Raw genomic sequence first — 26,255 nt, forward strand, 5'->3', positions numbered from 1 at the left:
AAGGATTACTAAGAAAAGGTTCATTAAGAGAGGGTTGATGGCTCTCTCTTTCTTTTCGATTTAATTTCCAAACCTATTCACTTAAAAGCTGCTTATCATAATCTGAATACCTATTATGACATGTCAGATATTAACCATCAGATATAACCATCAGGTATGAAATATCAGATAGGTGATATTTTATCTGCAGTTTCTGACCCCGCACCTTTTTTTGAAGAATATTTACTTTCTTTTAAGATTCTGTATCCCCTGAAAAGCAGAAACCCGGACAGCATAAATGCCATAAAGTCCGACACCGGAAAAGCCGCCCAGACTCCATTCAGCTGGTATAAACGGGGAAGGAGAACAACAGCAGGGATCAGAAATAGGAGCTGTCGGCTAATGGATAGAAGGAAAGCGGGTTTTGCTTTTCCCAGGGCCTGATATAGGGTTGAAGTAATTACATTCATACCTATCAAAGGCGTTCCGAGCAACATAATCACTATAGCGTTTTTCCCAAGCTCCATATATTCCGGATCTGTGCTGAATAACCCAAGAAGTTGTTCTTTTAAGAAGTAAATACTAACCAGTCCAAGAAGCCCAGTGACCGTTGTCGCTGTGAGCGATAATTTCACAGCTTCGGTTATCCTTTCATATTTTTTTGCTCCATAGTTGAACCCGACAATTGGCTGCAGGCCAAAGGCCATACCCAGGAGGGTCATGAAAATGATAGAATTAATCTTCATTACCACACCAAAAACAGCAATAGCAACGTCTCCTCCATAAGTTGCAAGTGCATTGTACACGAAAATCATCATGACACTGTTCGCGCATTCCATTACAAAAGATCCAGTACCAATAGCCCCAATTTCCTTAATGATTTTCATGTCTGGTTTCAAGGTTTTGGACCTAAAGCGTACAGCCCCTTTTCCTCTAATATAGTATAGCAGGAGCCAGATCGAAGATATCGTCTGTGATATTACGGTTGCAATTGCAGCGCCTTCAACACCCATCCCGAAACCAAACATGAAAACTGGGTCAAGGAAAATATTGAGGCCGCCTCCTAAAACCATAGCATTCATTGCAAGACGGGCGTTTCCTTCAGATCGGACAATATTCTGAACAGCCGTCCCAAAGACAAAGACAGTTCCTCCCAGTATTATATATTTAAGATATTCTCTAGCATAGGGCATAACACCAGCAGTTGCTCCAAAAACCTTCAAAAGCGGATCAAGATAATAAAGGCAGAGAACGGCTATAAGTACGCTTAAAATCAAACTCAGGGAAAAAACATTTCCAAGTACTTTTTCGGCTTTTTTATTTTCTCGGGCTCCAAGAGCACGCGAGATTATGGAAGAACCACCTGTCCCGAGCATAATCCCAAAAGCCATGATTATCATCTGAATTGGAAAAGCTATTGAGAGCCCGCCTATGGCCTGGACGTCATCTGCTCCATAGGCCATTCCCACAAAAAAGGTGTCCACTACGTTATAAATAGCCTGAACCAGCATTCCGACGACAATCGGGACTGAGAGCTTAAACAAGAGCTTCTTTATGTTATCTTTGCCAAGAAACTCACTTTTTTCATCCATATTTTCATCTCTACCGTTTTTTTACTTCATGTCATTAGGTCTGTCAGATGGAGGCTCGAATCCAGGCTCAAAAAGTTTAATCACAGCTTTATGAATGAGTAACCTGAAAATTTCTTTTTCTTCAAAGGTAAAATCCGAAAAGAGAATAGATATGAAAGCAGTCTGCTTTTTAAATATTATATCTCTCATTTCCTTTCCTTTTCCAGTCAGGTAAACCTTGTAAGCTCGAAGGTCACTTTCGTCTCTTTCCCTATGAACATAACCTTCTTTTTCCAGATTCTGGATTGCTCTTGCACTTGTTGCTTTGCTGACTTTCAGGGTTCTTGCAATAGTCTCCTGTGATACTCCATCTTTGCAGTACAAAAACATTAAAAACTCAAACTGTCCGCTTCCTACCCTGTAAGCATCGAGTTCCTTTGCCATGTATGCCACATTGCTCCGATATATGTGGGCAATTGGACCTAATATTTCTCTAGGGTCTATTTCCTTTAAGTTTACTTTTACAGAATTTTCCATAAATTTATCCTTCACATTTTAGGAACTGAGTGATTCATATTGAAATTGAAAGTATTGAAATAATAGTTGCATATAAAACAGATTTATTGCCTGGAAGAGTTTATTTCAGTCGAATACCCCGCTAGCTTGCTGCGGGGGTGGAAAACTTCCCCAGTAACCGTCGATGATAATGTGATTTATCAGTTCCATTTTCGGTTATTAACTTCTGCTCAAACTAAATTGTTTAAGGTTATTATTTCCTTTAATGGAATTTGGAGTGGTGGTGCGAACATACCCCGTTGCTTGTAGCAGGTTGCTCCAGCGCAACTTTGATTTTTCGGTCTTATATAGCCTGTACTTCACTTTTTATGAGTCTGAATGTTTTTAGTACTGATATCAAATATATGCATTAAATCGTTCCATATGACACTATCAAGGGCTTAATAGGTTTATGAGTATATAATAGTTTCGCATGAGACGAAATTAACATGATAAATAATTACTTTCCAGATAAACTATCTAAACAAGAATAAACAATAAAGTTAGTATTTTTGAAGGGTTTGCAGTGACTGATACTAGTTGTAAATCATATGAGTAAAACATTAAAAACAACATCTTTAGCCTTAAATGATGGTGGTTTAAGTGATATTGTCTCATAAAAAACAATGAATAAAATCAATAAAATATTACATTTGTGCATATTTATATAATATAGAAATTAATCTAAATTTCATGGATTACAAAAACATATTACAGTTACTTAAGAAACCAAATTATATCTATCAATTTACAAATTTATCAGCCGGTTAAAGCAATCTTCCGGAATTATTACAAATATTAATTCAACCTTTATTATCATTCAATCTTTACCTCCTGGATTTAGAGGATCGATTCTGAAAAGCAAAATCACGAATAATGCAGTTACAATCCAGGTACCCCAAAAAAACGGGTTTATGGCAATTTTCAGGAGTGTACCTATGATCACTAATATAACTCCCAATAACAGCAAAATTTGGGTCCTTTTACTCAACTGCTTTCTCTCCGTTATCCATTTTTAAAATAAGCCAGTTTTCAAACAAGGTCAAGGAAGTAAAATTAGTTTTCACAATATCTCAATACCAAAAAATAGGAAACTAAGAAAGGAAATTGACCCCCGTTTCTATTTTCCTTTCGTTTCTATTTTCCTTTCGTTTCTATTTTCCTTTCGTTTCTATTTTCCTTTCGTTTCTATTTTCCTTTTTGCCGTTTATTCATATCTCAGTGCATCTACTGGTTTTAACTTTGAAGCCCTGTAAGCAGGGACCACTCCTGAGATAACTCCTATTAAAATTGCCAGGCCAAGCCCCAGAGCCATAAGATCTGGAGCAAAGTACATGCTTGAGCTCCCTCCTCCTCCCATCATCTGCAGGCCCAGCATAGGGAAGAGAGTTGAAATAAAAGCTCCTAACATATCTCCAAGGATACCACCAACAAGACCCACCATTGCGGAATTAAAGAGGAAAATCATGAGGATATCCCTATTTTTTGCCCCAATGGCTTTCATAGTCCCTATTTCCTTTGTCTTTTCCAGGACAGAGGTAAACATGGTATTGGCAATCCCGACAGCTCCCACAAGCAGTGACACAGCTGCAATGGCACTAAGGAAAAGCGTCATTGAACTCGTCATTTCAGTTACAGACTCTGCCATAGATTTAGAAGCTGAAACCGAAAAGTCTCTATCATCATCACTGACAATGTGCCTTGAGATCATGAGCTTATCCACAATATCTTCTGTCAGGCTGTCTACTGCATCTTCGTTCTTAGCTTTTATAGAAATGGAATCATAAACACCATTTTCTGCATCATCGATCAGGGTTACTGCTCCATCGATAGGCATGTAAATACTTCTGTCACCTTCACCTTCTTCTGACAGAATCCCAACAACACGCACTGCTTTACCATTTATAGTTATTACCTGGTTAACTCCGATGTCCTGATCATAAATTCCACTTGCAACGCCACTTCCGATGACTGCGACATACTTGTCAGATGGCTCGAGTAATCTTCCGGACTGTGTCGTTAAAGTGGTCATATATTGCCAGACCTGTGGGTCTACACCTGTGATTGAAAGGGTTGCATTTTGCGCTGCATATATCACTGGCACACTGCCGCTAATCTCTCCTTCTATATATGATATATTATTCAACCCTTGAAGTGCCGCAATATCCGTATCAGTTAATTCAACATCTGTTGTCGTACCTCCCATTCCTCCGGGCCCAGGCATATTCGAGGATGCTTTGGTATAACCCGGACTTATTGTAATTTTTGTCAGATCCATCTCGGAAAGCTTGCTCTGAACCTGCTCTTGCATGGCGTCCCCGAGGGAGAGGATGCCGACAACAGATCCGATCCCTATAACTATCCCGATAATGGTCAGCCAGCTTCGGAGCTTACTGTGTACAAGCATGTTCAGACCCATCTTCAGGTAGGTTGATTGTCTCATCTTGCATCCTTCCATTTGCTAATGATACTGTTTTTCAGACCTTCTGGTCTTCAGGCTTTTTGTACCCGGCTTTTTTTGCTTTCATTGCCTGTATCTTTTCGTGTATCTTCCTGCGATAAACGAATGCTCCACCTGCAATGATGAGCAGTCCGATGTATGGCAGGTACGAACTAATTCCAGAGCTGCGACCTGGGCCTCCCGGACCTGCTGAAGTCATATTTCCTGAGGATGTAGTTTCGATATTTACTTCTTTAGTAACAGTTTCCCTTTCCCCTTTTGCATCCGTATACTCAATCTGGACCTTCAGTGGATTGGAGGAACTCATAGAGTTTGAGCTTGCGCCGTTAGCACTATCTTGTGAAGAATCTGGAGGTGTTTCTGGGCTATTTTCGGTTGTATTTCCTCCTGCACCACCCTGTGAATTCGAAACATCAAATGAAGCAATTGTGTAATCTCCTTTCTCCAGATTTCCTACAATTGTTGACGAACTTCCTGAAACTTTGTATCCATCTTGATCTGGAATAGATACTTTCACAGCATACGCTATGTTATTACCCACATTTGCAACTGAAAGGGAAGTCTCTCCAGCGCTACTTTCCGAGAATGAAACATCGAAATCCGTTGTTCCTCCTACAAAAAGTCCTGCTGTGGTCTGGATATTTTTAGAGTTAGAGTTAGCATCTTCATACGAAAGATTCACATTCAAGGTATAAAGCCCAGGATCGGCATTCACATCGGCCATTACCGAGTAAGAGACGGTTACTGATTGACCTGCTTCCAGATTCTTGATGTGTTTTGTGTTATCAGAGTATACAGGCAAAACCACGCCTTTAGGATCAGTCCAGGAGAAAACCAGGTTTTTCAAGGGAGAAGTCCCTGTATTTGTAACAATAAACTCAAGAGGCTCTTCTTTAGCTATGTCGATATCAGCCTTACTTACGGTCACAACCTGAGCATATTCTTTACCCTGAACCTCTAATTGAATTGTTTGTTTAGTGGTAATCGTGTTTGACGAGGATCCGCTCTTATAAGTAGTGACTATGTCAAGATCATACGTGCCTTCAGATGCATTGGAATCGGTCATGAGTTTGAATTTAAGAACTCCAGCATCATCCTCGTCTTGTCGTGCATTTAGATAAGAGATACTCTTTTCAAGGTCTTCTCCGGAAATTTTACTGAAAGGGTATTCCGGATTGAGTGTAACCTTTATATCCTTGAGGTCATCGTTTCCTATGTTCTGCACGCTGAGGGTAAGTTCAACAGGTTCCCCAGGCCGGGCAGTGTCAGGGTTTTGATTAGTTACATTTACCTGCACAGCGGCAGAGTTTATATTGCCGTTTGATGCTCCCAGTGCTGTGCCTGCCCCCAGGCATAGGAACGTTGAAAGCAGTAGTAAAAATGTTAACAAAGAGATTTTTTTCATTTTAATTCCTCACTCCAGATCGGGTTCATTTTTCGTACTTGGTTCGTTTTTCGTACTTGGCTCATTTTCTATACTTTGTTCATTTTCTATACTTTGTTCATTTTCTATACTTTGTTCATTTTCTATACTTTGTTCATTTTCTATACTTTGTTCATTTTCTATACTTTGTTCATTTTCTATACTTTGTTCATTTTCTATACTTTGTTCATTTTCTATACTTTGTTCATTTTCTATACTTTGTTCATTTTCTATACTTTGTTCATTTTCTATACTTGGTTCGTTTTTCGTACCTGGTTTGTTTTTCGGACGTGTCTCGATTTTTTCAATCTCACCGTCACGGATGTACACGACTCTTGTTGCATATCTTACAAGTTCAACGTCATGGGTAACAATAATTATCGTCTTACCTTCTCTTGCATGCAGCCCATCCAGAAAATCCAGAATATAATATCCAGTCTTGGTATCCAGGTTTCCTGTAGGCTCATCTGCCAGGATTATGGGCGGGTTTACAGCTAGGGAACGGGCTATTGCAACTCTCTGCCTTTGTCCGCCTGAAAGCTGGGACGGAAGGTTCTGTTTCTTGTTTGAGAGCCCGACAATGTCAAGCAGATATGAGGCTTTTTGTCGGGCTATTTTTCGATCATCTTCCTGAAATTCCATAGGTAAAAGCACGTTTTCTTCTGTACTGAGTGTGGAGAGGAGGTTAAAGCTCTGGAATATGAAACCAATCATCTGTCCTCGGATAATGGCAAGTTCGGATTCGTCAAGTTCTGAGATGTCTTTAGAATTCAGGCAAACCGTGCCTTTTGAAGGTATATCCAGGCAGCCCAGCAGGTTCATCATCGTACTCTTTCCGCTTCCGCTGGGCCCGAGAATGATCAGAAATTCCCCTTCGTAAATTTCCAGGTTTATTCCTTTGAGAGCTGCAAACTCAACTTCCCCCATTTGATAGATTTTCCAGACATTGGTCAGTTTGATAAGAGGTTCATTTTTATTTTGAGATATCCTTACCGCGTTGGAACTATTAGTAGCACCGTTTCCGGAATTTAAGTACGGGTTGATTTTAAGATCCTCCTCTGAATCACTCTCGGATGGACCAGTGAAGCTCGCTGCTTCTTCAAGCGAGTTTATAATCTTTGAGGGATTCAATACCGTTTTAAGAGAATCTATTATTCCAGTGAGTGTCATACAAAACCTCTAAAAGTTAGTCATATCTGAGCTCAACCTTTTCAAGGTAGCTTGAGTTTTTATTCTTTTGATGCATGGCTTCCATCTTTTCCGTGATTTATTTTATGATGCAGTCAGAAGATTCTTCGGTAAATTATCAAGACTGCAAAATTATATTGTCAGATATTGTCAGGTTGATATATAAATATCATAAGCGTACAATTTTTATGAGCTATCTGCCACAGGCTATCCTGTTGTGTGGGTATAATCGGTCTAATCAGACCATTTATATGACCTAACTAGACCCTGTGGTTTGATTCGTTTTTGAGGCACTAGTGAAATGCATAGTGCCTCATTTTCTGGAGTGTAGATTTTTTGCTGGTTGCCTCCTTTCTTTATTACAATGGATAACACCTGATTTTCAAGCGATAGGCTTGATGTTCCTAGTGGCGAGGTCATGTTCTCAGGGTGTTCCTTTTCAGTTTTTCCTTTTCCACTGTAGTTAACCAAATTGAGCATCTGATATGGGGTTGAAAACCTGTCTGAGATAGGTGCTTGAGATGGGCAAAACACCTACCTTATTGGGTATTTTATTTTCCAGCTGCTCAACAGGATTGGAGGCAGCCGATCCCCTCATTGGCGTTTAATAATATAAGCATACTTAGCTAAAAACAGGGAAATATAGAGAATTAATTTATCAATGAAGCTTTTCTAGGTGTTATTCGATTAATTTAATCTTTAAATATTCTATAAAAGGCAAATGAAACCTCTATAAAGTATTATTCGTGGCAAAATTATTTTCAAAGGGAGCCTCAGGCCTAACATAAGAGCTTTTTCTTTTGACCCTGACAAATATTCCGAATGGCTGCTCAAAAAACAAAGAAAAATGCCCTGCAATTAGAATTTTAGATGCATTCCAGTGTCGCGTCAAGTCTCAATTACTGGATAACGAGATCGTATACACGAGTCATGGATCTATTCAAAAAACGAGCACTGTTGCCTTTTTTAATATAAATATAAAAGAGTTTCTACCAGTTATGGCTTTCAATAACTCATACCATAACCTTTTTTCTTTGTTAGCAGAAATCCACTGATTCCAGTGAAGCAGGAAATAAGAACGGGGAATTAACCCTTTCTTTTCTGTTTATTCCTTCTTTTTCTATTTATTTCCTACTTTTCTATTTATTCATATCTTTTCCGTTTTATTCATATCTGAGTGCGTCCACAGGTTTTAATTTCGAGGCCCTGTACGCTGGTACTACTCCAGAGATTACACCTATCAAAACTGCAAGAGTAAGGCCTTCAAGCATCAACGAAAAGCTTACTCCACTACCCCCTCCAGTCATATTGCCTCCCATCATCATCTGGAGCCCGGATGAAACAAAAGACCCCAGAATTACTCCAAGGATACCACCAACAAGGCCTACCATTGCGGAATTGAAAAGGAAAATCATAAGAATGTCCCTGTTTTTTGCCCCAATAGCTTTCATAGTTCCGATTTCCTTTGTCTTTTCCAGGACAGAGGTAAACATAGTATTGGCAATGCCTACGGCTCCTACAAGCAGGGAAACAGCTGCAATGGCGCCAAGGAAAAGAGTCATCGAACTCATCATTTCAGTAACCGAATCAGCCAACGATTTTGACGCTGTTACGGAAAAATCCCTGTCATCTTCCTTATTAATGTGTCTTGAGACCATCAGCTTTTTTTCGATTTCTGTCGTCAATTCATCTACCTGATCTTCACTCCTGGCTTTTACAGATATGCTATCATAAACATCTTTTTTCGCATCTGTAATAAGATCTACTGCTCCATCGATTGGCATGTAGATTCTTGAGTCACCTCCCATGCCCTCTTCTTCTAGGATTCCTACAACGCGAACTGCTTTGCCGTTTATGGTTATTACCTGGTTAACTCCGATATTCTGATCATAAATTTCACTGGCAACATCGCTTCCTATGACTGCAACATTCTTATCAGCTGGTTCGAGTAATCTTCCTGATTGCGTTTTCAGGGTAGTCATGTATTTCCAGACTTGAGGATCAACACCTGTGATTGAAAGGGTTGCGTTTTGCCCTGCATATTTAACTCCTTCTCTGCCTGAAATTTCTCCTTCAATATATTGTATACTATCCAGTCCTCGAAGCGCGTTAATATCATCTATAGTTAATTCTGCATCTGTTGATGTGCCACCCCCCATACCAGGGCCATGCATATTGGATGATGCCTTGGTATACCCGGGGCTGATCGTTATCGTTGTCAGATCTAGATCAGATAGTTTACTCTGCACATTTGCTTGCATGGCATCTCCCAGAGAGATGATGCCAACTACAGATCCCACTCCTATAACTATCCCGATAATGGTAAGCCAGCTTCGCAGTTTACTGTGCACAAGCATATTTAGACCCATCTTCAGGTAGGTTGAGTTTCTCATCCTGTATCCTTCCGTTATTTTTTTGCTCAACCGTTGCGCCGGTTGATCACGCCGATAGGGTTTGGAGATAAAATTTTCAAACTCAAACGTTTCTCGGGGTTTTCGGTCAAAATTTTTTTCAAAAGGGTTGTGATCACGCCGACCACCTTGTTGTTTGAGTGCCTGAATTTTCGGTCAAGCCTTTTTTATAAAAGGGTTGCAGGCAAGCAGTTTTTTCAAAAGGCTTGTCTTTCTCATCCCATATCCTCTGTTTGTTAGTGATGCTACTTCTGTGATGCTGCCTTATTCATACCTTCTGTTTTTCATACCTTCTGTTTTTCAGGTTTTTTCCGGATTACTTCTTTTTTCTTCCCATCAGTTTTTCCTGGATTTTCTTTCTGTATACGAATGCTCCTCCTACAAGAGCTATTATCACAATATAGGATAAATATGACCCAAATCCACTACTCTTGTTGCCCGGTCCTCCTGATCCCTGTACAGTCATGTTTCCGGAGTTCATTTCGAGCTTTACTTCCTTATCAACCGTTATTCTTTCTCCTTTTGCATCCGTATACTCAATCTGGACTTTTAGAGGATTGGAATCCATAGAATCGAAAGTTACGTTTTCTCCTTTATCACTGGATTTTATATTCTCTGATGAGGATTCCGCATTCTTAGCATCCTGCTGTGTGCTTGCAATATTGAAAGACGCGATTGTATAATCTCCTTTCTCAAGGTTTCCAACAATTGTTGAGGAACTTCCTGAAACCTTATACCCATCCTGATCAGGGATCGAAACTTTCACGGAATATGCCATGTTGTTTCCTACATTTGCAACTGAAAGAGAAGTTTCTCCCTGGTCACTTTCCGAAAAGGAAACATCAAAATCGGTTTCTCCTCCAACGAAAAGCCCTGCTGTAGTTCGTATACTTTTTTCATTTGAATTATAGTCTTCAAAGCTGAGGTTTACGTCCAGAGTATAGAGTCCAGGGTCTGCATTTACATCTGCCATTACCGAGTAAGCAACGGTTACGGAGTCGCCTGCAGCCAGATACTTGATGTACTTCGTGTTATCCGAATATACTGGCAAAATTACCCCTTTTGGGTCTTTCCAGGAAACTACCATATTTTTCAGGGGTGAATTTCCGGTATTTGTTATTATGAATTCCAGAGGCTCTTCCTTTGCAATGTCAATACTTGCCTTATTTATGGTAACAATCTGAGCGTATTCCTTACCCCTTACCTCGAGATGGATGGTTTTTGTAGTGGCAATCGTATTTGACAAAGACCCACTTTCTTTAGCAGTGGTGGTTATATCGATATCATATGTGCCTTCTGAAGCATTGGCATCTGTCATAAGCTTGAATTTAAGGACTGCTGCATCGTCATCATCCTGCCTTGCATTCAGGTAAGATACCTTTTTCGTTAGTTCTTCTCCGGAAATCTTACTGAAAGGATATTCAGGGCTAACTGTGACAGCGATGTCTTTCAGGTTAGCGTTTCCTACATTTTGCACGCTGACGGTGAGTTCAACAGGTTCTCCAGGACGGGCAGCATCAGGGTTCTGATTAGTCAGGTTTACCTCCAAATATGCAGATTTTATATCACCATTAGAGGCAAGTGCTGTTCCAGCTCCAAGGCATATGAATACTGAAAACAACAGTATTATTTTTAGCAAAGAGAATTTTTTCATTTTAACGCCTCAATTCAGATTTGCTTCATTTTTCGTACCTTGTTCATTTTCCACACCTGATTCGTTTTTTGTGCGTGTTTCGATTTTTTCAATCTCACCATCTCGGATGTACACGACTCTTGTTGCATATCTCACAAGTTCAACGTCGTGGGTAACAATAATGATCGTCTTCCCTTCTCTTGTGTGCAACTCATCCAGAAAATCCAGAATATAATATCCAGTCTTGGTATCCAGGTTTCCTGTAGGTTCATCTGCCAGGATTATGGGCGGGTTTACAGCTAGGGAACGGGCTATTGCAACTCTCTGCCTTTGTCCGCCTGAAAGCTGGGACGGAAGGTTTTGTCTCTTGTTTGAGAGCCCGACAATGTCAAGCAGATATGAGGCTTTTTTTCTGGCCAGTTGTCTATCTTCTTCCTGAAATTCCATCGGTAAAAGCACGTTTTCTTCCGTATTCAGGGTTGGAAGAAGGTTAAAGCTCTGGAATATGAAGCCAATCATTTTTCCTCGGATAATGGCGAGTTCTGATTCATTTAATTCTGAAATATCCTTAGAATTCAGGCAAACCGTGCCTTTTGATGGTATATCCAGGCAGCCCAGCAGGTTCATCATCGTACTCTTTCCACTTCCGCTGGGCCCGAGAATGATCAGAAATTCCCCTTCGTAAATTTCCAGGTTTATTCCTTTAAGGGCTGCAAACTCAACCTCCCCCATCTGATAAATTTTCCAGACATTGGTCAGCTTGATAAGAGGCTCATCTTTATTTTGAGATATCCTTCCCGCATTGGAACTTTTAGCATCACTGTTTCCGGAATTAAAGTATGGAATGGATTCTAAATTCCCAACTGAGCCATTCTCCTCGGAACCATTCTCGGATTCGTCATAGAAATCCGTCTTTCTTTCGAGGGAATCCATAAATTTTGAGAGATTCAATTTTGATTTGAAATAATCTATTATTTCAGTAAGTGTCATACCCACCCTCTAAAAAGTTAGTTATATCTGAGCTGAACTTTTTTAAAGAACCTGAGTTGAATTTTTTTGTTTATAATATAAGTTATTCCTTAAACGATTTTATGATGAGATGAAAACCCTTTTTGTGACAGACCTAACGACTTTTTTGTGACAGATCTGAAAACTTTTCTTGTGACAGACCTAAAGATTTTCTTGATCTGACACAAAAACTCTTTTGTAAACTGTTAGATATTAGACATTTTATCTGCAATTTCTGATCCAGCAGCAGTTTTTGAAGACTTTTTCTGTTCTTTGAAGATTTTATAGATCCTGAAAAGCAGGAACCCGGAAAGCAGAAATGCCAGAAAATCTGAGATCGGATAAGCTGCCCAGACTCCATTCAGTTGATAATACCGGGGAAGAATGGTAACAAGAGGGATCAGGAAGAGGAGCTGCCGGCTAATTGAAAGAAGGAACGCAGGTTTTGCTTTTCCCAAAGCCTGGAACAGGATTGATGTGATCACATTCATGCCTACCAGAGGCATACCCAGAAGCATGATAGTTATAGCTTTTTTTCCAATCTCCAGATATTGCGGGTCTGCACTGAATAATCCGAGAATTTGTTCTTTTAAGAGTAATATGCTCAGCAGGCCCAGTATTCCAATAGTCGTTGTCGCTGCAAGCGATAATTTTACAGCTTCGACTATTCTTTCATATTTTTTTGCTCCATAGTTAAACCCGACAATAGGTTGCAGGCCAAAGCCCATACCCAAAAGGGACATGAAAATGAAGGAGTTAACTTTTATTATTACACCAAAAACGGCAATTGCGCTATCTCCTCCATAAGTTGCGAGTGCATTGAACACGAAAATCATCATGACACTGTTTGAGCACTGCATTACAAAAGACCCAATACCAATAGCCCAGATTTCCTTAACAATTTTCATATCGGGTTTCAAGGTTTTGGGTCTGAAATGAACAGCTCCTTTTCCTTTGAGGTAGTAAAGCAGGAGCCAGATCGAAGCTATTGTTTGTGATATTACGGTTGCAATTGCAGCCCCTTTTACACCCATTCCAAAACCAAGCATAAAAAGCGGGTCAAGGAAGATATTGAGACCGCCTCCTACAAGCATAGCATTCATTGCAAGGCGGGCGTTTCCTTCGGAGCGAACAATATTCTGAGTAGCCACTCCAAAGACAAAGACAGTTCCTCCTAATATTATATATTTAAGATATTCTCTGGCATAGGGCATGACACCAGCAGTTGCTCCGAAAATCTTCAAAATCGGATCAAGATAATAAAGGCAAGGAATGGCTATAAGCACACTTAATATTAAACTCAGGGAAAAAACATTTCCAAGTACTTTTTCGGCTTTTTCATTTTCTCGAGCTCCAAGAGCACGCGAAATTATGGAAGAACCTCCTGTTCCGAGCACAATTCCAAAAGCTACCACCATCATCTGGATTGGAAATGCTATCGAAAGTCCGCCTATGGCCTGGACGTCATCTGTTCCATAGGCCATTCCCACGAAAAAGGTGTCCACTACGTTATAAATAGCCTGAACCAGCATTCCGATGACAATAGGGGCTGAGAGCTTAAACAAGAGCTTCTTTATGTTATCTTTGCCGAGGAACTCACTTTTTTCATCCATATTTTTTTATCTCCATCGTTTTTCACCTCAATCGTCTGATCTGTCAGATGGAGGCTCGAACCCAGGCTCAAAAAGTTTAGTTACAGCTTTATGAATGAGCATCCTGAAAATTTCTTTTTCTTCAAAGGTAAAATCCGAAAAGAGAATATCTGTAAAAGCAGTCAACTTTTTTAAAATAATATCTCTCATTTCCTTTCCTTTATCAGTAAGGTAAACCCTGTAAGCTCGAAGGTCAGTTTCGTCCCTTTCCCTGTAAACGTAACCTTCTTTTTCCAGACTCTGGATTGCTCTGGCACTTGTTGCTTTGCTAACTTTCAGTTCCTTTGCAAGAGTTTCCTGGGATACTCCATCTTTGTAGTATAATGACATTAAAAACTCAAACTGTCCGCTTCCGACCCTGTAAGCTTCGAGTTCTTTTACCATGTACGCCAGATGGCTCCTGTAAATGTAAGCAATAGGGCCTAATATTTCTCTTGGATCTTTTCTTTTTGGGTCTGTTTCTCTTAAGTTTCCTTCTCTCAGGTCTTCCATAATTTGATCCTTCACATTTTATGAGCTGGGCAGCTTGTTTTTTAAATATAACATTGTGAAAATCATTACAAATGAAGCTGATCCGACCTCTATAGGCTTGTGAGGTATATAATAGTTCCGAATGAAACTAAACTTAAATGCAAAATAACTGGTTAGTATATATACTCATAAAGGAAGTAATTTTTATCCCAAAAATAAATATTTATTTACAGGTTTCTATAGCAAATTAATTTCTTTAAGGTGAAAAAATGGGAAGTAAAGACCTGATACAGGATCATCAGCAGATAGAAGAGATTCTCTCAAAGGCAAAGTTCCTTCGTATCGCCCTCTCGGACTCAGACAAACCTTACATTATCCCAATGGCTTTTGGATACGAAGATAACAAAATTTATCTCCACTGTTCTAGCAAAGGCAAGAAGATCGAGATCCTTAACAGGAACCCCAGAGTCGCTTTCGAAGCCGATGCTGAAGCTGAAGTCGTCACTGCCGAAGATATCTGCAAATATAATGTCTGCTATCGAAGTGTTGTAGGGAACGGACAGGCATTGTTTGTTGAAGATTATGATGATAAAGTAGAAGGGCTTACTATCCTTTCCGAGCATTACGGGAAAAAAGGGCCTTTTGAGTTTGAAGAATGGAAAGTTAACAGGTTGTGCGTAATTGAGATTGAGATTGAAGAAATGACAGGAAAGCAGCATGGGTTTTAAGTGAAGCAGAAAAGATCTTTGTAAAAAACAATCTGTTCTTCAATCTTCACTTTTATATTTCAAGTTTTATATTTCAAGTTTTATAATTCAACTTTTATATTTAAACTTCTACATTTCAAGTTTTCTAATTTAATTTTTATATTTTGGCGTTTATTATCCTGACTTAAAGTTCTTTATTATTTATGTAAACAAATTACTATATTTATGATATTTTTAAACCAGATGATACGCAAAAGCACTTAAAACCAGCCTGATTAATGAAAAAACAATTGAAATCATTGAAAAGGCTACAAGATATACGTTTAGAGCCAGTATCTCTGCAAAAAGGCCGGAGAAATCAGCATTGAAAACGAGAGCAAACAAATTTATCAGCAAAATGAAAAAGAGTATGGTTACAAAACCCCTGCCTGCTCCTTTAAGGTCTTCTTTGCTCAGGGCTATATGCGAAGAGATTGCGATTGCTAGGGCAAAATAAATCCAGAAATTGAGAGAAAACAGGTTTTCTACCGAAAATATGCTTTGAAAAAGACCTGCGGTAAGGGCGAAGATTTTTGTCAAAATATACTGGTCCGGCTGGGCAGGTTCAAGGGTAAGATAATTGGCAACCCTTGTAAAAGAATCCGGCAGCAGCAGTTTCATGCCGATGATAAGAGCCGTGGTCCCGCTGAAGATCGGGCCCATACCTATGAAAAAGTTTCCTATGTTCTGGTAGAGGCTTTTAGGGTTCCAGCTATGATTGACGTATCCAAGGGTTCCGTCCTTTTCCTTGTGGGTAAACAGCTTGAGTTTAGTTATTTTGTGTCTGAATACGTAGCACATCAGCAGGTGGCCGAGTTCGTGAATCGGAGTGCCTATCCAGGCTGTGACCAGAATTCCTTTCCTGCCAAAAGCTCTCTGGACGTAAAAGTTAGCCCGGTTCTCAAGAAGGCCGAGTATCATCCCGACAAGAATCAGAGAGCCTGTGACATAGAGAGTGTCAAACAGGCTTACCCGAAAAACCGTAAGAAATGTATTTTCCATTTTGGACTCCTTTTTGTAACTTCAGGAGAAGTTTTGGCTTTGAATTAACCCTGGATTAAATTTCACAGCTATTACTGTGATTCCTAAGTAGGCTCATCACACTTGATTTTTTAATAGATCCGAAGACCACGGATTTTTCCGTGGATAAGGAATTGATTTTGAAATCGAAGCGCTAGCTTATAGGTCAGTGTATAGGGTCAACATATAGGTCAGTGTATAGGATCAACATATAGGTCAATTTGTAGGTCAACTTATAGGTCAACTTATAGGTCAACTTATAGGTCAACTCATAAGTTAGCTTTTTATTATAAAGTGGCCGAAAATATAAACTTCGCGCCTGTCATATACAGAATCAAAAAAGCTTAATAAAGGTTAAAAGAGAAAAATACTTCTTCTTTCAGGAACATTCAATGACTAGACTCAATAGTCATTCTTTTCAGCATATTTCAAGATCTTCCTGACCTGCAAGATCGAACCAGACTGGGTTTTCGTCTTAGTGCCCTCAACGAAAGAGCCCATGAAACTTATAATTCCTTGTAACTTTGATTGGCCAACCTTGATAGTGAAAATCAAAATGCCCAATCGGGAATGCGCAGAGTTTATTCTGTGACTTCTGTGACGAGGTCTTAGGGTCACAGTGATAATTTATTGTGATTTCTTCGTCTTCCTGAATATCTCTTATGCAGACGTATTTTAAAAGGCTGTTATCGAAGTCTTTATAGTACCTTGCATTCGGGTTGTACGAGTGGTTATAACGAGAACCATAGCCCAGCGCCACAGCTGCATCTTTTGAATCAGGATCCACGGCGAAATAATAATTATAGAGCTTGGTAAGCTCAAGTGAGTCTATCTCTTCAGAGGGTAAGACTATGAAAGGACAGGTTTCTATTACCTCGCCTTTTCTAAAGTTCCTCTGTGCAAACACGCCCCTACCTTTTCCAGGTGATTCTTTTACACTTATCGACAATATATGGTCACATCCCCGCAAAATTTAAAAGTTGCTTATGAACTGTTTTATTATATTTATAAAGAATACGATTTATAGTTTTCTCTTTGAATTTTTTAGTTTAGTATTCACATTTAGTGCTTAACATTCAGTGCTTAGCCAAGACAGATATTTCCTGAGTTTCTTCACGGAGTGCATTTTCATTTCCGGATACATGACTGGATGTAGAAATTTTCTCTGTACTCCTGAGAAACCTGTAATATCCAAAGCCTATCAAAAAGACCGGATAGGCAATTTTCCAGGTAAAACCTGAGACCAAAAAACTCAGGGACACGAGTGAAAGAACCGAGAAAGTCCATTTCTTCCAGCCGTTTTCGGTTTTCCAGTATGCAATTATAATGAAAGCGTAGAGGAAAACGAAATTCTGGTTTACGAGCAGTATCATCGCTGATACCGGAATTTTTAGGAGATAACTTCCAAGAATCAGGAAAATTGAAAGTACATACAGCCCAACAAGGCTGGGCACAGGAATATTCCTTTTTGAAAGCTTTCCGAATATCTCAGGAAAAATTCCAGTCCTGCCCCCGGCGTACAGCAGGCGGCTTGCAGTAAAGTCCCAGGAACAGGCATTTGCTGCAATAACTATTATCATGAGCCAGATGAGCAGTTTTCCTCCGGGCGTAAAAAGCACGAGGCCGGAAAGCCCGGCTGCCCCCTGAAGAGAAGCACCTGAAACACTAGCTCCCGTGCTGATTAAGGCAAGTACAAGGTAAATTGAGGTCACAAGGGCAAAACTTAGCCAGTAAAGGCGAGGTACGTTTTTTTCAGGATCTTTTATTTCCCCAAGGGAAAAAGAAAGGTTTTCCCAGCCCAAAAAAGCCCAGAAAAGGAGGGCTGCAACTTTCCAGATGTTATGCAGGTCTATATGCGCGTTGCCGCTAATTGCTTCGCTGGCAATTCCGAGGCCCGAGCCCAGAAAATCAAGGTTAAAGGCAATAAGCAGGCCTATTAGCAGAAAAAGGACAGCCAGAGATGCGTAATTGATTAGAGAGATAACCCTCATTCCTGCCATGTTCGAAAGAAACATCAGGGTTACAAGAAGGATTGCAAAAAGTGCTGCTCCTGTGTTTGATAACTGAAAAAGCTGCTTCATATATTCGCTGCCTATAAGGGCAACTGCAGGAAGCCCGAAAAATAAAGAGCCTCCCACAAGGTAGGAAACCGCATATCCTCCCCAGGGTCCAACAGCCTTTTCAGCATAACCTGCAAGTCCGGCTGTAGAAGGAAATTTAAGGCCAAGGCTGGAGCAGACTTCGATAAGAGGGACTGCGACAATCGCTATAAGGAACCAGCCGAGGATTGCTTCATAGACGGTTCCTGCATCAAGTGCCAAGCCTGGCAGTGCAAGAATCCCTGTGCCTATAAGCATGCAAATTGCAAGCCCCATGCCCCGAGTGAAGGAAATCGTTTTCTTAAGTTCGGTCATTTTTATCTCTTAGGCTACCTGTAAAAGGTTTTGTATATTTATTTGTTCGCAAAGAGGCTTTCAGATAATTAAAACACATACTAAATATATTTTTCTAAAACCCTTAGTAGAAGAAAAGAGTTAAACATCGAAAAAGAATTAAAATATGCCGAAGTAATGCAAAAAAGCAATTGCGAGTGCCACGAAACTAATAATCAGCAAAAATCCCGAAATACGGATGTACCTGTACTTAATTTTCACCATTTCCTCGAATTTTTCCTTTGAGTCCCTAGTCGAATTTATGTTAATCTCATACCTTTTCCTTATAAGCACCATCACCGCAAAAATCAAACTCAGTAACCACAGCACAAGCGGAGCCATATAAATCAGGACAGAATACCATGTTGCTCCCTTAATATCTGAAAATGCAATAGCATGAAAATAAATTCCCTGAAGCAGCCCTGTGACAACAACAAACTGTTTTGCTGTATCCTCTACAACTGAAATAGATTCCCCAACAAGCTTTTCAGCGTTCTTTTTCCAGAAAGGATTGGGCTCAACGGGAACAAAAGGAATCTCTTCCTCACCAGTCCCGCTTTCAACTTCTCCTTCAGTTGTCATACCTTTGCTTCCCATTCAAATTCTTTTTTGCAATTGGGGCAGGCGAGATCTATATACAGGCTTTTGGGAGTTTTTCGGCTGAATACTTTTTTGATATCAGATAAACCAAAGCGTACTGCAACAGTTGTCCCATCTTCCATAATTATTTCTACATCTGTGTAATATTTGTACCCGCAGTGAGGACATTTAATGAGTTCAGAGTCATTCGTTCACCAACTTTTCAAATTCAGCTTTAAATTCTTCTTCTCCCATTTTATCTCTCAACTCTAAGATAAGTTTAGAAGCCAGTTGACTATATGGGGACTTAAGAGATTCGAAAATTGAAAAAGCTTTTATGTAAGCGTTGAGAGCAAAAACATATTCTCCCTTTGCTTCATAAATCACTCCTAACTGCCCCATTGTGCTTGCAATTCCGCTTTTGTCCCCCAGCTCTTTTGCAATTTTCAGTGACTTGTTATACTTTTTCACTGCTTCTTCGTAATTGCCCTGTTGCTGATGAATCATTCCGAGCTGGTGCAGTGTTTGTGCAATTCCACTTTTATCTCCCAGCTCTTCTTTCATTTTCAGTGACTTGTTATACTTTTTCACTGCTTCTTCGTAATTGCCCTGCTGCTGATAAATCATTCCTATCTGGTGTAGTGTTTGTGCAATTCCGCTTTTGTTTCCTAGCTCTTCTTTAATTTTCAGTGACTGGTTATATTTTCCCATTGCTTCTTCGTAGTTGCCCTGATTCTGATAAATCATTCCTATCTGGTGTAGTGTTTGTGCAATTTCGTTTTTATCCCCAAGCTCTTCTTTAATTTTCAGTGACTGGTTATATTTTCCCATTGCTTCTTCGTAGTTGCCCTGATTCTGATAAATCATTCCAATCTGGTGCAGTGTTATTGCAGTTCCGCGTTTGTCTCCAAGTTCTTCTTTCATTTTCAGTGACTGGTTATACTTTTCCAAGGCTTCTTTATAGTTGCTCTGAAGGAAATGAACACTTCCAAGTTGATGTAGTGTTTGTGCAATTCCGCTTTTGTCCCCCAGCTCTTCTTTCATTTTCAGTGACTGGTTATACTTTTTCACTGCTTCTTCGTAGTTGCCCTGATCATAATAAATATTTCCAAGCTGGTGCAGTGTTATTGCAATTCTGCGTTTGTCCCCCAGCTCTTCTTTCAGTTTTAGAGACTTGTTATACTTTTTCACTGCTTCTTCATAGTTGCCCTGCTGATGATTAATAACTCCAAGCTGGTGTAGTGTTGTTGCAATTTCGCTTTTGTCTTCCATATCTTCAAATATTTTCAGAGCCTGCTTATACTTTTTCACTGCTTCTCCGTAATTTCCCTGAAGTAAATGAACATTTCCAAGCTGATGCAGTGCTTGTGCAGTTCCGCGTTTGTCTCCAAGTTCTTCTGCAATTTTCAGTGACTGGTTATACTTATTCACTGCCTCTTTGTAGTTGCCCTGCTCCTGATGAATAATTCCAACTTCATGGAGTATAACTGCAACCCCCTTATTATTCCCCATTTCTTCATATTTATTTTTAATTTTGTTACATATTTTTAATGCTGTTGTTAAGTCTCCAAGGCGATGGTAGATAGTTGCAAGGGTGTACTCGGCGTTTGTTTTCGTTTCTCCTAATGTCGTGTTAATAGAATCATTTAACAGATCCATTGCAAGTTTAATATGACCCCAGAGGATCAGATGATCGACTGTACTTTCTACAATTCGGGTTGCACTTTTGTAGTCTTCTGCTTGGAAGTAATAGTCGCGTGCTTTTAAATGATCCCATAGATTTCTATTCTGGGCAACTAGATTTTCGTAATATCTGGCAGCCCTGACGAGTAGCGTTTTTTTATCCAGTCCATCTTCTTTCAGTTTTTTGAGTGCGAAATCTTTTACAATTGTATGCTCTGAGTAAACACTCTTGTCATACTCCTGTTCTTTTGAAACCAGACCCCATTGGAGGAGTTTTTGTAGAGGTTCGCCGACAGCAGGACATTCATCTTTTTCATCTCCGACAATCCATGATAATGCTTCGATGGGAATGGCTTCTTCGAATATTGAAGCGCTGAGGAGCAATTTTATGGCGTCTTCGTCCAGTTTGGAAAATGACTTGTCTAGAAGGGTGAACTCAATAAGCTCTTTTTTCAAGGGTGACAGATCCAGCAGTAAATCATCTACTCTCTGAACAGCGGCATGTTTTGCAAACTGGCCTATTGTCCAGGGGTGGCCGCCTATAACATCATATATTTCCTTTTTCTTCTGAATTCCCAGATCTGCCAGTTCAGTAAAATTGTTCATAAGCCAGTTTGTCTGAGGGAAATGGAGTTCGGGAAGGGAAATGTGTTCGATTCCGGAAGCAAGCCTGCCATCAAGAGGATCGAAATCATAGCGGGTTGTTATGAGGAATTTTGTGTTTCTGGTTGTATTGTTAAGGAGATGCTGGATGAACGCTTTAAGTTCAAGGTTTTCTATGCCGTTTCTTTCTTCATTCAGACAATCTTCAAAGTTATCGAAAATGACCAGAAATCTTATCTGGTTTAGTATGTTTACCAGCAAAGAAGTTTTAACTTCAAGGGGAACCTGCTGGTTCAGAATCTGGTTCAATTCTGGCCTTCCTTTCATCAGCAAAAAACTATTGAACTTGTTCAGGATATCTTCCGGCCTGGTTGTGGGAGTAAATTTGATCCCCAGAGTGCCTTCGAAGTAATAGCCCATTTTCAACGCGAATCGAGTTGCAAGTACGGTTTTTCCAATTCCTCCAAAGCCGTGAATAATTGCAGCCCGTTTTACATCTGACTTGAAACCTTTTTCAAGAAGTCTGAGTTCTTTTTTCTGGCAACAAAACCTTTTTCCATTACCTGTAAATCCGGCATCATCATAGGTTTGAAAACGAATTCAGAAGGTTCCGGTTTTAAATTGCCCACATTAACGCAGTCGCAGTCTGAAAGATACAGTACAGGAGTTGCAAAATCAAGGCCATTACCGTTTTCTAAATTCTTCATCACGAGTCTTGCTTCTTTTAAAGCAAGGTCAACAGGTTTTCCGCTTGCAATTGCTCTGTAAAAATTGTACGCAAACTTTATGGCGACGTCATCAAGTACAGAATACTGCATTGCTACTACAGCAGGAATTCCTTTTTTGGAAAGCATACTGGCCAGATCATCAAAAGCTTCTTTATTCGAGCCTTTGGCTGATTCGCAGGAACTGAGCATCACAAGCCGGATACCTCGTTCGGAAAAAAGGTCGGAAAGAGTTTTGTTGTCAATAAGCCTTGCTTTCTGGTCTTCGTTTTCAAAAACAAGATGACCTTTGCCATCTATGCTGATCCCGTGACCTGTGAAATGGATAATATGATAATCTTGTTCGTTCAGGTAGCCTTCGACGTTTTCAAAGGTTGCATCTTCAGTAAAATCCACTTTTATTTTCTGATCTCTTTGAAGTTTGTCCACGGCTTCAAGGATAATTTCCTGTTCTTTTTCCGTGTTCAAAGGAGAAATCCTGGGGTCATCAGGACCGGAAATTATTACCAGCATTCTGAGTACGGAATCAAGGGGTTCAAGCTTTTTCTTCTTCACGCCTGCCGGTAGCCTTGAAATAAGGATGTTTCTTCTTCGAATCAGAAAATCTTCGTCGTCATAGAGGTATTCCCAGGGCAGCGCTGAAATTTCCGGAACATCTTCACCAAACCGGAGTGAAATCCTGAGTCCACTGCCATTATCTTGAACTTCCTTTATGGATTTGTTGAAATACTCCCCGAGTTGACCGGAAAATACCTTGCTGTAAAGCATTTTCCCAAATTCGATATGTGGCTCTTCTCTATCCTTTTCTTCCTGTGCCTCTGCATTTTCTTTATGTTTCTTTGGTTCTTCAGGACTTTCGGTAACTTTTTTCTCTATACTTTTAAGCATCTGAGAGAGTTTCAGGTCTTGCCTGAGTTCAAAATCATTGCTTGCTACAACATTCCCATCCTCCAGAATTGAGGCACGATATATATATGGAGATGCTTCGGGGGATCGGGTAATCTGAAAATCGAGAGAAGAGTATTCCAAAAAGATCACCGATCACTATTTGGGCTTCATAATTAATAAATTTAAAGTGTATATATCAATAAAAATAATATTTAAGACTTAAAAATGTGATTTAAAACAGAAATCCCAGCTTTAAAGGTATCAGGACTCTCAATAAAACTCACGAGAATTCAAACCGATTTTGATTCAAGTTGACGTAAAAAGAAAAAGTAGGCAATCAAAAATTCATGTTTTAATCCCTTAAAAAACTCATTGAAAACATGAAAATTAGGTTTATTAGTCTCATACTTAAATGGCAAGAGCTTACAATATAAAACTGGAAAGGGCAATTTTTCAAATCTTTCAAATCTTTCAAATTTCCAATTTTTCAATTTAATTTTGGGAAAAGCCGGTCGTGTCTGCACGACCGGTGAGAGCCTGGGGTTCTGAAATCGATTTATTCACAAAGGGGTTTCTGAAAAGATATTTCCGGTTTTACCCCTTTACTCTTTCTTTTCCAGGCAGATGAGCTCTTCGGCGTACGGCAGCGTCTCTTTTATCCAGGCGCAAAACTCTATCCACTCATCAAGCTTGTGATTGCGGCGCTGGAAGTAAATGTTTCTGAGCTCAGCGTAATTGGTTATAACGGTCCTTTTCTGCAAAAACGCGCTCGGCAGATCCTGGACGAGTTCCCTGAAAATCGCTTTCCGGTATGCGTTGTCCTCTTCACTATCCCCCTCGCGGGATTTGTAGGCTTTGATAAGGTCGTTCAGGTGTCGGATCTGGTCGTTCCTGTAATCTGTCAGGGTATCAAATGAAAAATCGTGAGGAGCAAGCTCCCTGCTGGTCAGCTTGTGCATCGTTGAAGTGGAGTTCTTTTCTGCGAATTTGTAAGTATCAAACTCTTTCCACCAGTAGAGAGGGGCTGTTAGGTCAAAACAGACTGTAATGAACCTTAAAAATTTGCCGTGCTCGTTCCCTGCAAGGGTCAGGCGCTGGGCCAGGTTCAGGTCCTTTTCCCCGAGCGTGCAGTTTCCTGCCTCATCAGGCTTACTGCTGTCCATAAGGTGCCAGGAATTCATAGGGTTCCGCATGCCGAGAATGGCATAGTAGATATTGTATGTACCGTGTAATTTCATCTTAATCATAAAAGCGCCTCTTAAACCCATTACGATAAACAATTTATAAATCTGTTTTTGTAAGTTATTGTAAATGATTCATCAATCGAGGTAATAAACAATTTATAAACCTATCCATGGCAGATAAACTAATTCGTGTAAATGGACTGATTTTAAACAAATGAACTGGTTTTAAACAAGTTGACTGATCTTAAAAAGCTACTTGGTTTAAAAAAACTAACTGTTTTTAAAAAAACTGACCAATGTTAAAAACTGAACACTGAATCCATGGGTCTGATTAGTAGCCATCGTTTTCTGAGGGGAAATTATTTAAGAAAAATAAACGCCTTTTTAACTCATGCTTTATCCTTTCAAGTATAACCTTTCTGCAACTTCCGGATATTTCTATTTGACAATGAGTAGTAACATTGTATATTATCAGTATGAGCCTGTTAGCGTGAAAAAACTTGTAATTCCATTAAATCAGAAGCCAGAAACCTTACCTTAAAGTTAACAGTTCTAATCTTGATACAACGTATTGATACAATGTTTTGGGACAAAACTTCGAGCTATTTCTTCAAGCTCTTTATGGTCTATTATAAAAATAGTTGTTGCTGAAATCACATTCAAGCTTGATCACATTCAGGCTTGATATTTTCCGATTTTTTAAAGTTTTTAATAATAAGGATAAATTGTTCGGCTGTTTTTATTTATTATCTAGCTATATACATTTATGCTCTTAAGTGGAATAAATTTTGGCTCATTATGTTAACAATATGGATGCGTTGTCCAGATAATTTTAAAAATTAATTCTTAAAACTGGCAAGAGATGTTTGCACTTACAGATTTAAAAAATCAACCGTATAAAAAAAATCAACCGTATAATATTGAAAGTAATGGAAGACCAAACATGAAGAAATCAGTTATATTACTGATCTTGCTTGTATTAGCACTCTTTACGGCTGGATGTGATGAAAAAACTCCAACAAATTCAACAAATTCAGAGGCAAACATGGAGAACAGTGTTGTGGCTATAACCCAACTGGAGCAGGTAAACACATCCCTTCAGAAAACTCCCGTCTTTGTGAAGATAGGATCTAGATGGTGTCCAGAGTGCCGGTCTTTGAAGCCCGTTCTTGATAAATTAGCGGTAGAATACCAGGGAAAAGCAACTATTGCTGCCATAGATGCAGACAAAAACCTAGAACTTGCAGAATATTTCGAAGTAGAATTTATTCCTGACTCTTTTGTGATTGTGGGCATTGAAAATGGAACATATGTCTATATGCAGGAGAATGGGAATGTCAGCACAGACAGATCTAAAGCCAGGTTTATTGGACGAAATGAGACTGACGAAGAAATGTTTAAAAAAGTTCTGGATTTTGCCCTTATTCAACAGGAAAAAACAGAAGCAAATGAAACGAAACATTAACTAATAGATTTAATCTCAACGTTTGGATATAAATCGAAAACTAAAGCTAAGGTAAAATTAAGGTTCCGAATATAAATCAAAGAGCAAGAGGATAATTATGGTTTGCCCAGTGTGTGTAGTTGGAGGAATCGGATTTGTTCTCAGTCGAGTTTTTGGGCTTCCTGATGTTTGTGTTTCTTTCGTGGTCGGGATGCTGGCGACTTCGATGTCTTACTGGGTAAATCATATCATGGCAAAAAGATGGAGAAAAGTGAAAGGTCAACTTGTAGCACTCAATCTTCTGTTAGGGATTATGTTTTTATACTCTTTAAAAATGATAGGATTGTGGTAAAGTATAAGAGGAGTACTATTTAATACTCTATTCAATTATTTTAGTTATAATCCAATTTTTCTCAGTAAAACTTCGTTCTTTTATAATTTTTATATAATCCATTTTCGGTCGTGCTGCAACTGTTGACCTGCAACCGTTAACCTGTAATCATTGCGCCGGTTGACCACGCAGAGATGGTTTGGGGACAAGACTATCAAACTCAAATGGTTTTCGTTTTTCGCTCAAGTCTTTTTTTGAAAAGCTTAGG

Annotated in this window: 21 protein-coding genes and 1 pseudogene; 3 read left to right on the forward strand and 19 right to left on the reverse strand. The window is 39.5% G+C overall.

Going from position 1 to position 26,255, the window contains the following annotated elements:
* Positions 1-164: 164 nt before the first annotated feature.
* The 11 genes and pseudogenes from MSBRM_RS05180 to MSBRM_RS05230 all read right to left on the reverse strand — a co-directional run bounded on the left by MSBRM_RS05180 (position 165) and on the right by MSBRM_RS05230 (position 14,373).
* Positions 165-1,571 carry an MATE family efflux transporter gene (locus tag MSBRM_RS05180; RefSeq protein ID WP_048119258.1) on the reverse strand — a complete coding sequence of 469 codons (1,407 nt, stop codon included), beginning with the start codon at positions 1,569-1,571 and terminating at the stop codon, positions 165-167.
* Between the two features lie 21 nt (positions 1,572-1,592).
* Positions 1,593-2,087, reverse strand: coding sequence for a MarR family winged helix-turn-helix transcriptional regulator (locus MSBRM_RS05185; RefSeq protein ID WP_048119256.1), 495 nt, complete (start codon positions 2,085-2,087; stop codon positions 1,593-1,595).
* Between the two features lie 838 nt (positions 2,088-2,925).
* Positions 2,926-3,051 carry a hypothetical protein gene (locus tag MSBRM_RS21650; RefSeq protein WP_255361928.1) on the reverse strand — a complete coding sequence of 42 codons (126 nt, stop codon included), beginning with the start codon at positions 3,049-3,051 and terminating at the stop codon, positions 2,926-2,928.
* Between the two features lie 261 nt (positions 3,052-3,312).
* Entirely contained in the window at positions 3,313-4,548 is a 1,236-nt protein-coding gene (locus tag MSBRM_RS05190; RefSeq protein WP_048123099.1) for an ABC transporter permease, read from the reverse strand.
* Between the two features lie 34 nt (positions 4,549-4,582).
* A complete protein-coding gene (locus MSBRM_RS05195; RefSeq protein WP_048119254.1) occupies positions 4,583-5,971 on the reverse strand; it encodes a COG1361 S-layer family protein in 1,389 nt (462 codons plus the stop codon).
* 297 nt (positions 5,972-6,268) lie between these two features.
* Positions 6,269-7,159 (reverse strand): annotated as a pseudogene (locus MSBRM_RS05200) (ABC transporter ATP-binding protein); the annotation flags it as partial.
* A gap of 1,181 nt (positions 7,160-8,340) precedes the next feature.
* Entirely contained in the window at positions 8,341-9,570 is a 1,230-nt protein-coding gene (locus MSBRM_RS05210) for an ABC transporter permease (RefSeq protein WP_048123095.1), read from the reverse strand.
* A gap of 334 nt (positions 9,571-9,904) precedes the next feature.
* Positions 9,905-11,242, reverse strand: a complete 1,338-nt coding sequence (locus tag MSBRM_RS05215; protein WP_048119248.1) for a COG1361 S-layer family protein — start codon at positions 11,240-11,242, stop codon at positions 9,905-9,907.
* 9 nt (positions 11,243-11,251) lie between these two features.
* A complete protein-coding gene (locus tag MSBRM_RS05220) occupies positions 11,252-12,211 on the reverse strand; it encodes an ABC transporter ATP-binding protein (protein WP_048154936.1) in 960 nt (319 codons plus the stop codon).
* Between the two features lie 224 nt (positions 12,212-12,435).
* Positions 12,436-13,842: an MATE family efflux transporter gene (locus MSBRM_RS05225; RefSeq protein ID WP_048119244.1), complete on the reverse strand. Its 1,407-nt coding sequence runs from the start codon at positions 13,840-13,842 to the stop codon at positions 12,436-12,438.
* A 27-nt stretch (positions 13,843-13,869) separates the two neighbouring features.
* A complete protein-coding gene (locus MSBRM_RS05230) occupies positions 13,870-14,373 on the reverse strand; it encodes a MarR family winged helix-turn-helix transcriptional regulator (protein WP_048119242.1) in 504 nt (167 codons plus the stop codon).
* A 248-nt stretch (positions 14,374-14,621) separates the two neighbouring features.
* On the opposite strand from MSBRM_RS05230, the gene MSBRM_RS05235 reads away from it, so the two are divergent.
* On the forward strand, positions 14,622-15,080 hold the full coding sequence (locus MSBRM_RS05235) for a pyridoxamine 5'-phosphate oxidase family protein (protein ID WP_048119239.1): 459 nt from the start codon (positions 14,622-14,624) through the stop codon (positions 15,078-15,080).
* Between the two features lie 213 nt (positions 15,081-15,293).
* Here MSBRM_RS05235 and MSBRM_RS05240 read toward each other — a convergent pair whose 3' ends face one another.
* From MSBRM_RS05240 to MSBRM_RS05275, 8 genes are all read right to left on the reverse strand, one after another.
* Complete coding sequence (locus MSBRM_RS05240; RefSeq protein ID WP_048119236.1) at positions 15,294-16,100, reverse strand: hypothetical protein; 807 nt, start codon at positions 16,098-16,100, stop codon at positions 15,294-15,296.
* 502 nt (positions 16,101-16,602) lie between these two features.
* Positions 16,603-17,025, reverse strand: a complete 423-nt coding sequence (locus MSBRM_RS05245; protein ID WP_230629247.1) for an SET domain-containing protein — start codon at positions 17,023-17,025, stop codon at positions 16,603-16,605.
* Positions 17,026-17,194: 169 nt separating this feature from the next.
* Positions 17,195-18,532, reverse strand: coding sequence for an APC family permease (locus MSBRM_RS05250; RefSeq protein ID WP_048119233.1), 1,338 nt, complete (start codon positions 18,530-18,532; stop codon positions 17,195-17,197).
* Positions 18,533-18,670: 138 nt separating this feature from the next.
* On the reverse strand, positions 18,671-19,132 hold the full coding sequence (locus tag MSBRM_RS05255; protein ID WP_048119230.1) for a hypothetical protein: 462 nt from the start codon (positions 19,130-19,132) through the stop codon (positions 18,671-18,673).
* Positions 19,129-19,272 (reverse strand): hypothetical protein, encoded by a 144-nt coding sequence (locus MSBRM_RS20075; protein ID WP_155396482.1) that lies wholly within the window; start codon positions 19,270-19,272, stop codon positions 19,129-19,131. Before MSBRM_RS20075 ends, MSBRM_RS05255 begins: the two co-directional genes overlap by 4 nt.
* Positions 19,273-19,333: 61 nt before the next feature.
* Positions 19,334-21,835 carry a tetratricopeptide repeat protein gene (locus tag MSBRM_RS18740; protein ID WP_052712710.1) on the reverse strand — a complete coding sequence of 834 codons (2,502 nt, stop codon included), beginning with the start codon at positions 21,833-21,835 and terminating at the stop codon, positions 19,334-19,336.
* 71 nt (positions 21,836-21,906) lie between these two features.
* A complete protein-coding gene (locus MSBRM_RS05265) occupies positions 21,907-23,169 on the reverse strand; it encodes a CHAT domain-containing protein (RefSeq protein WP_048154939.1) in 1,263 nt (420 codons plus the stop codon).
* Positions 23,170-23,630: 461 nt separating this feature from the next.
* Positions 23,631-24,275: a hypothetical protein gene (locus MSBRM_RS05275; RefSeq protein ID WP_048119217.1), complete on the reverse strand. Its 645-nt coding sequence runs from the start codon at positions 24,273-24,275 to the stop codon at positions 23,631-23,633.
* A gap of 799 nt (positions 24,276-25,074) precedes the next feature.
* Between MSBRM_RS05275 and MSBRM_RS05280 the strand changes: the two genes are divergently transcribed.
* Both MSBRM_RS05280 and MSBRM_RS05285 read left to right on the forward strand, forming a co-directional pair.
* On the forward strand, positions 25,075-25,677 hold the full coding sequence (locus tag MSBRM_RS05280; RefSeq protein WP_230669061.1) for a thioredoxin family protein: 603 nt from the start codon (positions 25,075-25,077) through the stop codon (positions 25,675-25,677).
* A gap of 97 nt (positions 25,678-25,774) precedes the next feature.
* Positions 25,775-26,008: a hypothetical protein gene (locus MSBRM_RS05285; protein ID WP_048119210.1), complete on the forward strand. Its 234-nt coding sequence runs from the start codon at positions 25,775-25,777 to the stop codon at positions 26,006-26,008.
* The last annotated feature ends 247 nt before the right edge of the window (positions 26,009-26,255 follow it).

This window comes from Methanosarcina barkeri MS (genome assembly GCF_000970025.1).
In the GTDB taxonomy this organism is placed as follows: Archaea; Halobacteriota; Methanosarcinia; order Methanosarcinales; family Methanosarcinaceae; genus Methanosarcina; species Methanosarcina barkeri.

Bases quoted from the DNA above. Each gene is read 5' to 3' on its own strand.
- MSBRM_RS05255 (WP_048119230.1), bottom strand. From the start codon at position 19,132: ATGACAACTGAAGGAGAAGTTGAAAGCGGGACTGGTGAGGAAGAGATT.
- MSBRM_RS05215 (WP_048119248.1), bottom strand. From the start codon at position 11,242: ATGAAAAAATTCTCTTTGCTAAAAATAATACTGTTGTTTTCAGTATTC.
- MSBRM_RS05220 (WP_048154936.1), bottom strand. From the start codon at position 12,211: ATGACACTTACTGAAATAATAGATTATTTCAAATCAAAATTGAATCTC.
- MSBRM_RS05285 (WP_048119210.1), top strand. From the start codon at position 25,775: ATGGTTTGCCCAGTGTGTGTAGTTGGAGGAATCGGATTTGTTCTCAGT.
- MSBRM_RS05280 (WP_230669061.1), top strand. From the start codon at position 25,075: ATGTTTGCACTTACAGATTTAAAAAATCAACCGTATAAAAAAAATCAA.
- MSBRM_RS05250 (WP_048119233.1), bottom strand. From the start codon at position 18,532: ATGACCGAACTTAAGAAAACGATTTCCTTCACTCGGGGCATGGGGCTT.
- MSBRM_RS05190 (WP_048123099.1), bottom strand. From the start codon at position 4,548: ATGAGACAATCAACCTACCTGAAGATGGGTCTGAACATGCTTGTACAC.
- MSBRM_RS05210 (WP_048123095.1), bottom strand. From the start codon at position 9,570: ATGAGAAACTCAACCTACCTGAAGATGGGTCTAAATATGCTTGTGCAC.
- MSBRM_RS05195 (WP_048119254.1), bottom strand. From the start codon at position 5,971: ATGAAAAAAATCTCTTTGTTAACATTTTTACTACTGCTTTCAACGTTC.
- MSBRM_RS05275 (WP_048119217.1), bottom strand. From the start codon at position 24,275: ATGATTAAGATGAAATTACACGGTACATACAATATCTACTATGCCATT.
- MSBRM_RS18740 (WP_052712710.1), bottom strand. From the start codon at position 21,835: ATGGGCTATTACTTCGAAGGCACTCTGGGGATCAAATTTACTCCCACA.
- MSBRM_RS05180 (WP_048119258.1), bottom strand. From the start codon at position 1,571: ATGGATGAAAAAAGTGAGTTTCTTGGCAAAGATAACATAAAGAAGCTC.
- MSBRM_RS05235 (WP_048119239.1), top strand. From the start codon at position 14,622: ATGGGAAGTAAAGACCTGATACAGGATCATCAGCAGATAGAAGAGATT.
- MSBRM_RS05230 (WP_048119242.1), bottom strand. From the start codon at position 14,373: ATGGAAGACCTGAGAGAAGGAAACTTAAGAGAAACAGACCCAAAAAGA.
- MSBRM_RS05240 (WP_048119236.1), bottom strand. From the start codon at position 16,100: ATGGAAAATACATTTCTTACGGTTTTTCGGGTAAGCCTGTTTGACACT.
- MSBRM_RS05225 (WP_048119244.1), bottom strand. From the start codon at position 13,842: ATGGATGAAAAAAGTGAGTTCCTCGGCAAAGATAACATAAAGAAGCTC.
- MSBRM_RS20075 (WP_155396482.1), bottom strand. From the start codon at position 19,272: ATGGAAGATGGGACAACTGTTGCAGTACGCTTTGGTTTATCTGATATC.
- MSBRM_RS05185 (WP_048119256.1), bottom strand. From the start codon at position 2,087: ATGGAAAATTCTGTAAAAGTAAACTTAAAGGAAATAGACCCTAGAGAA.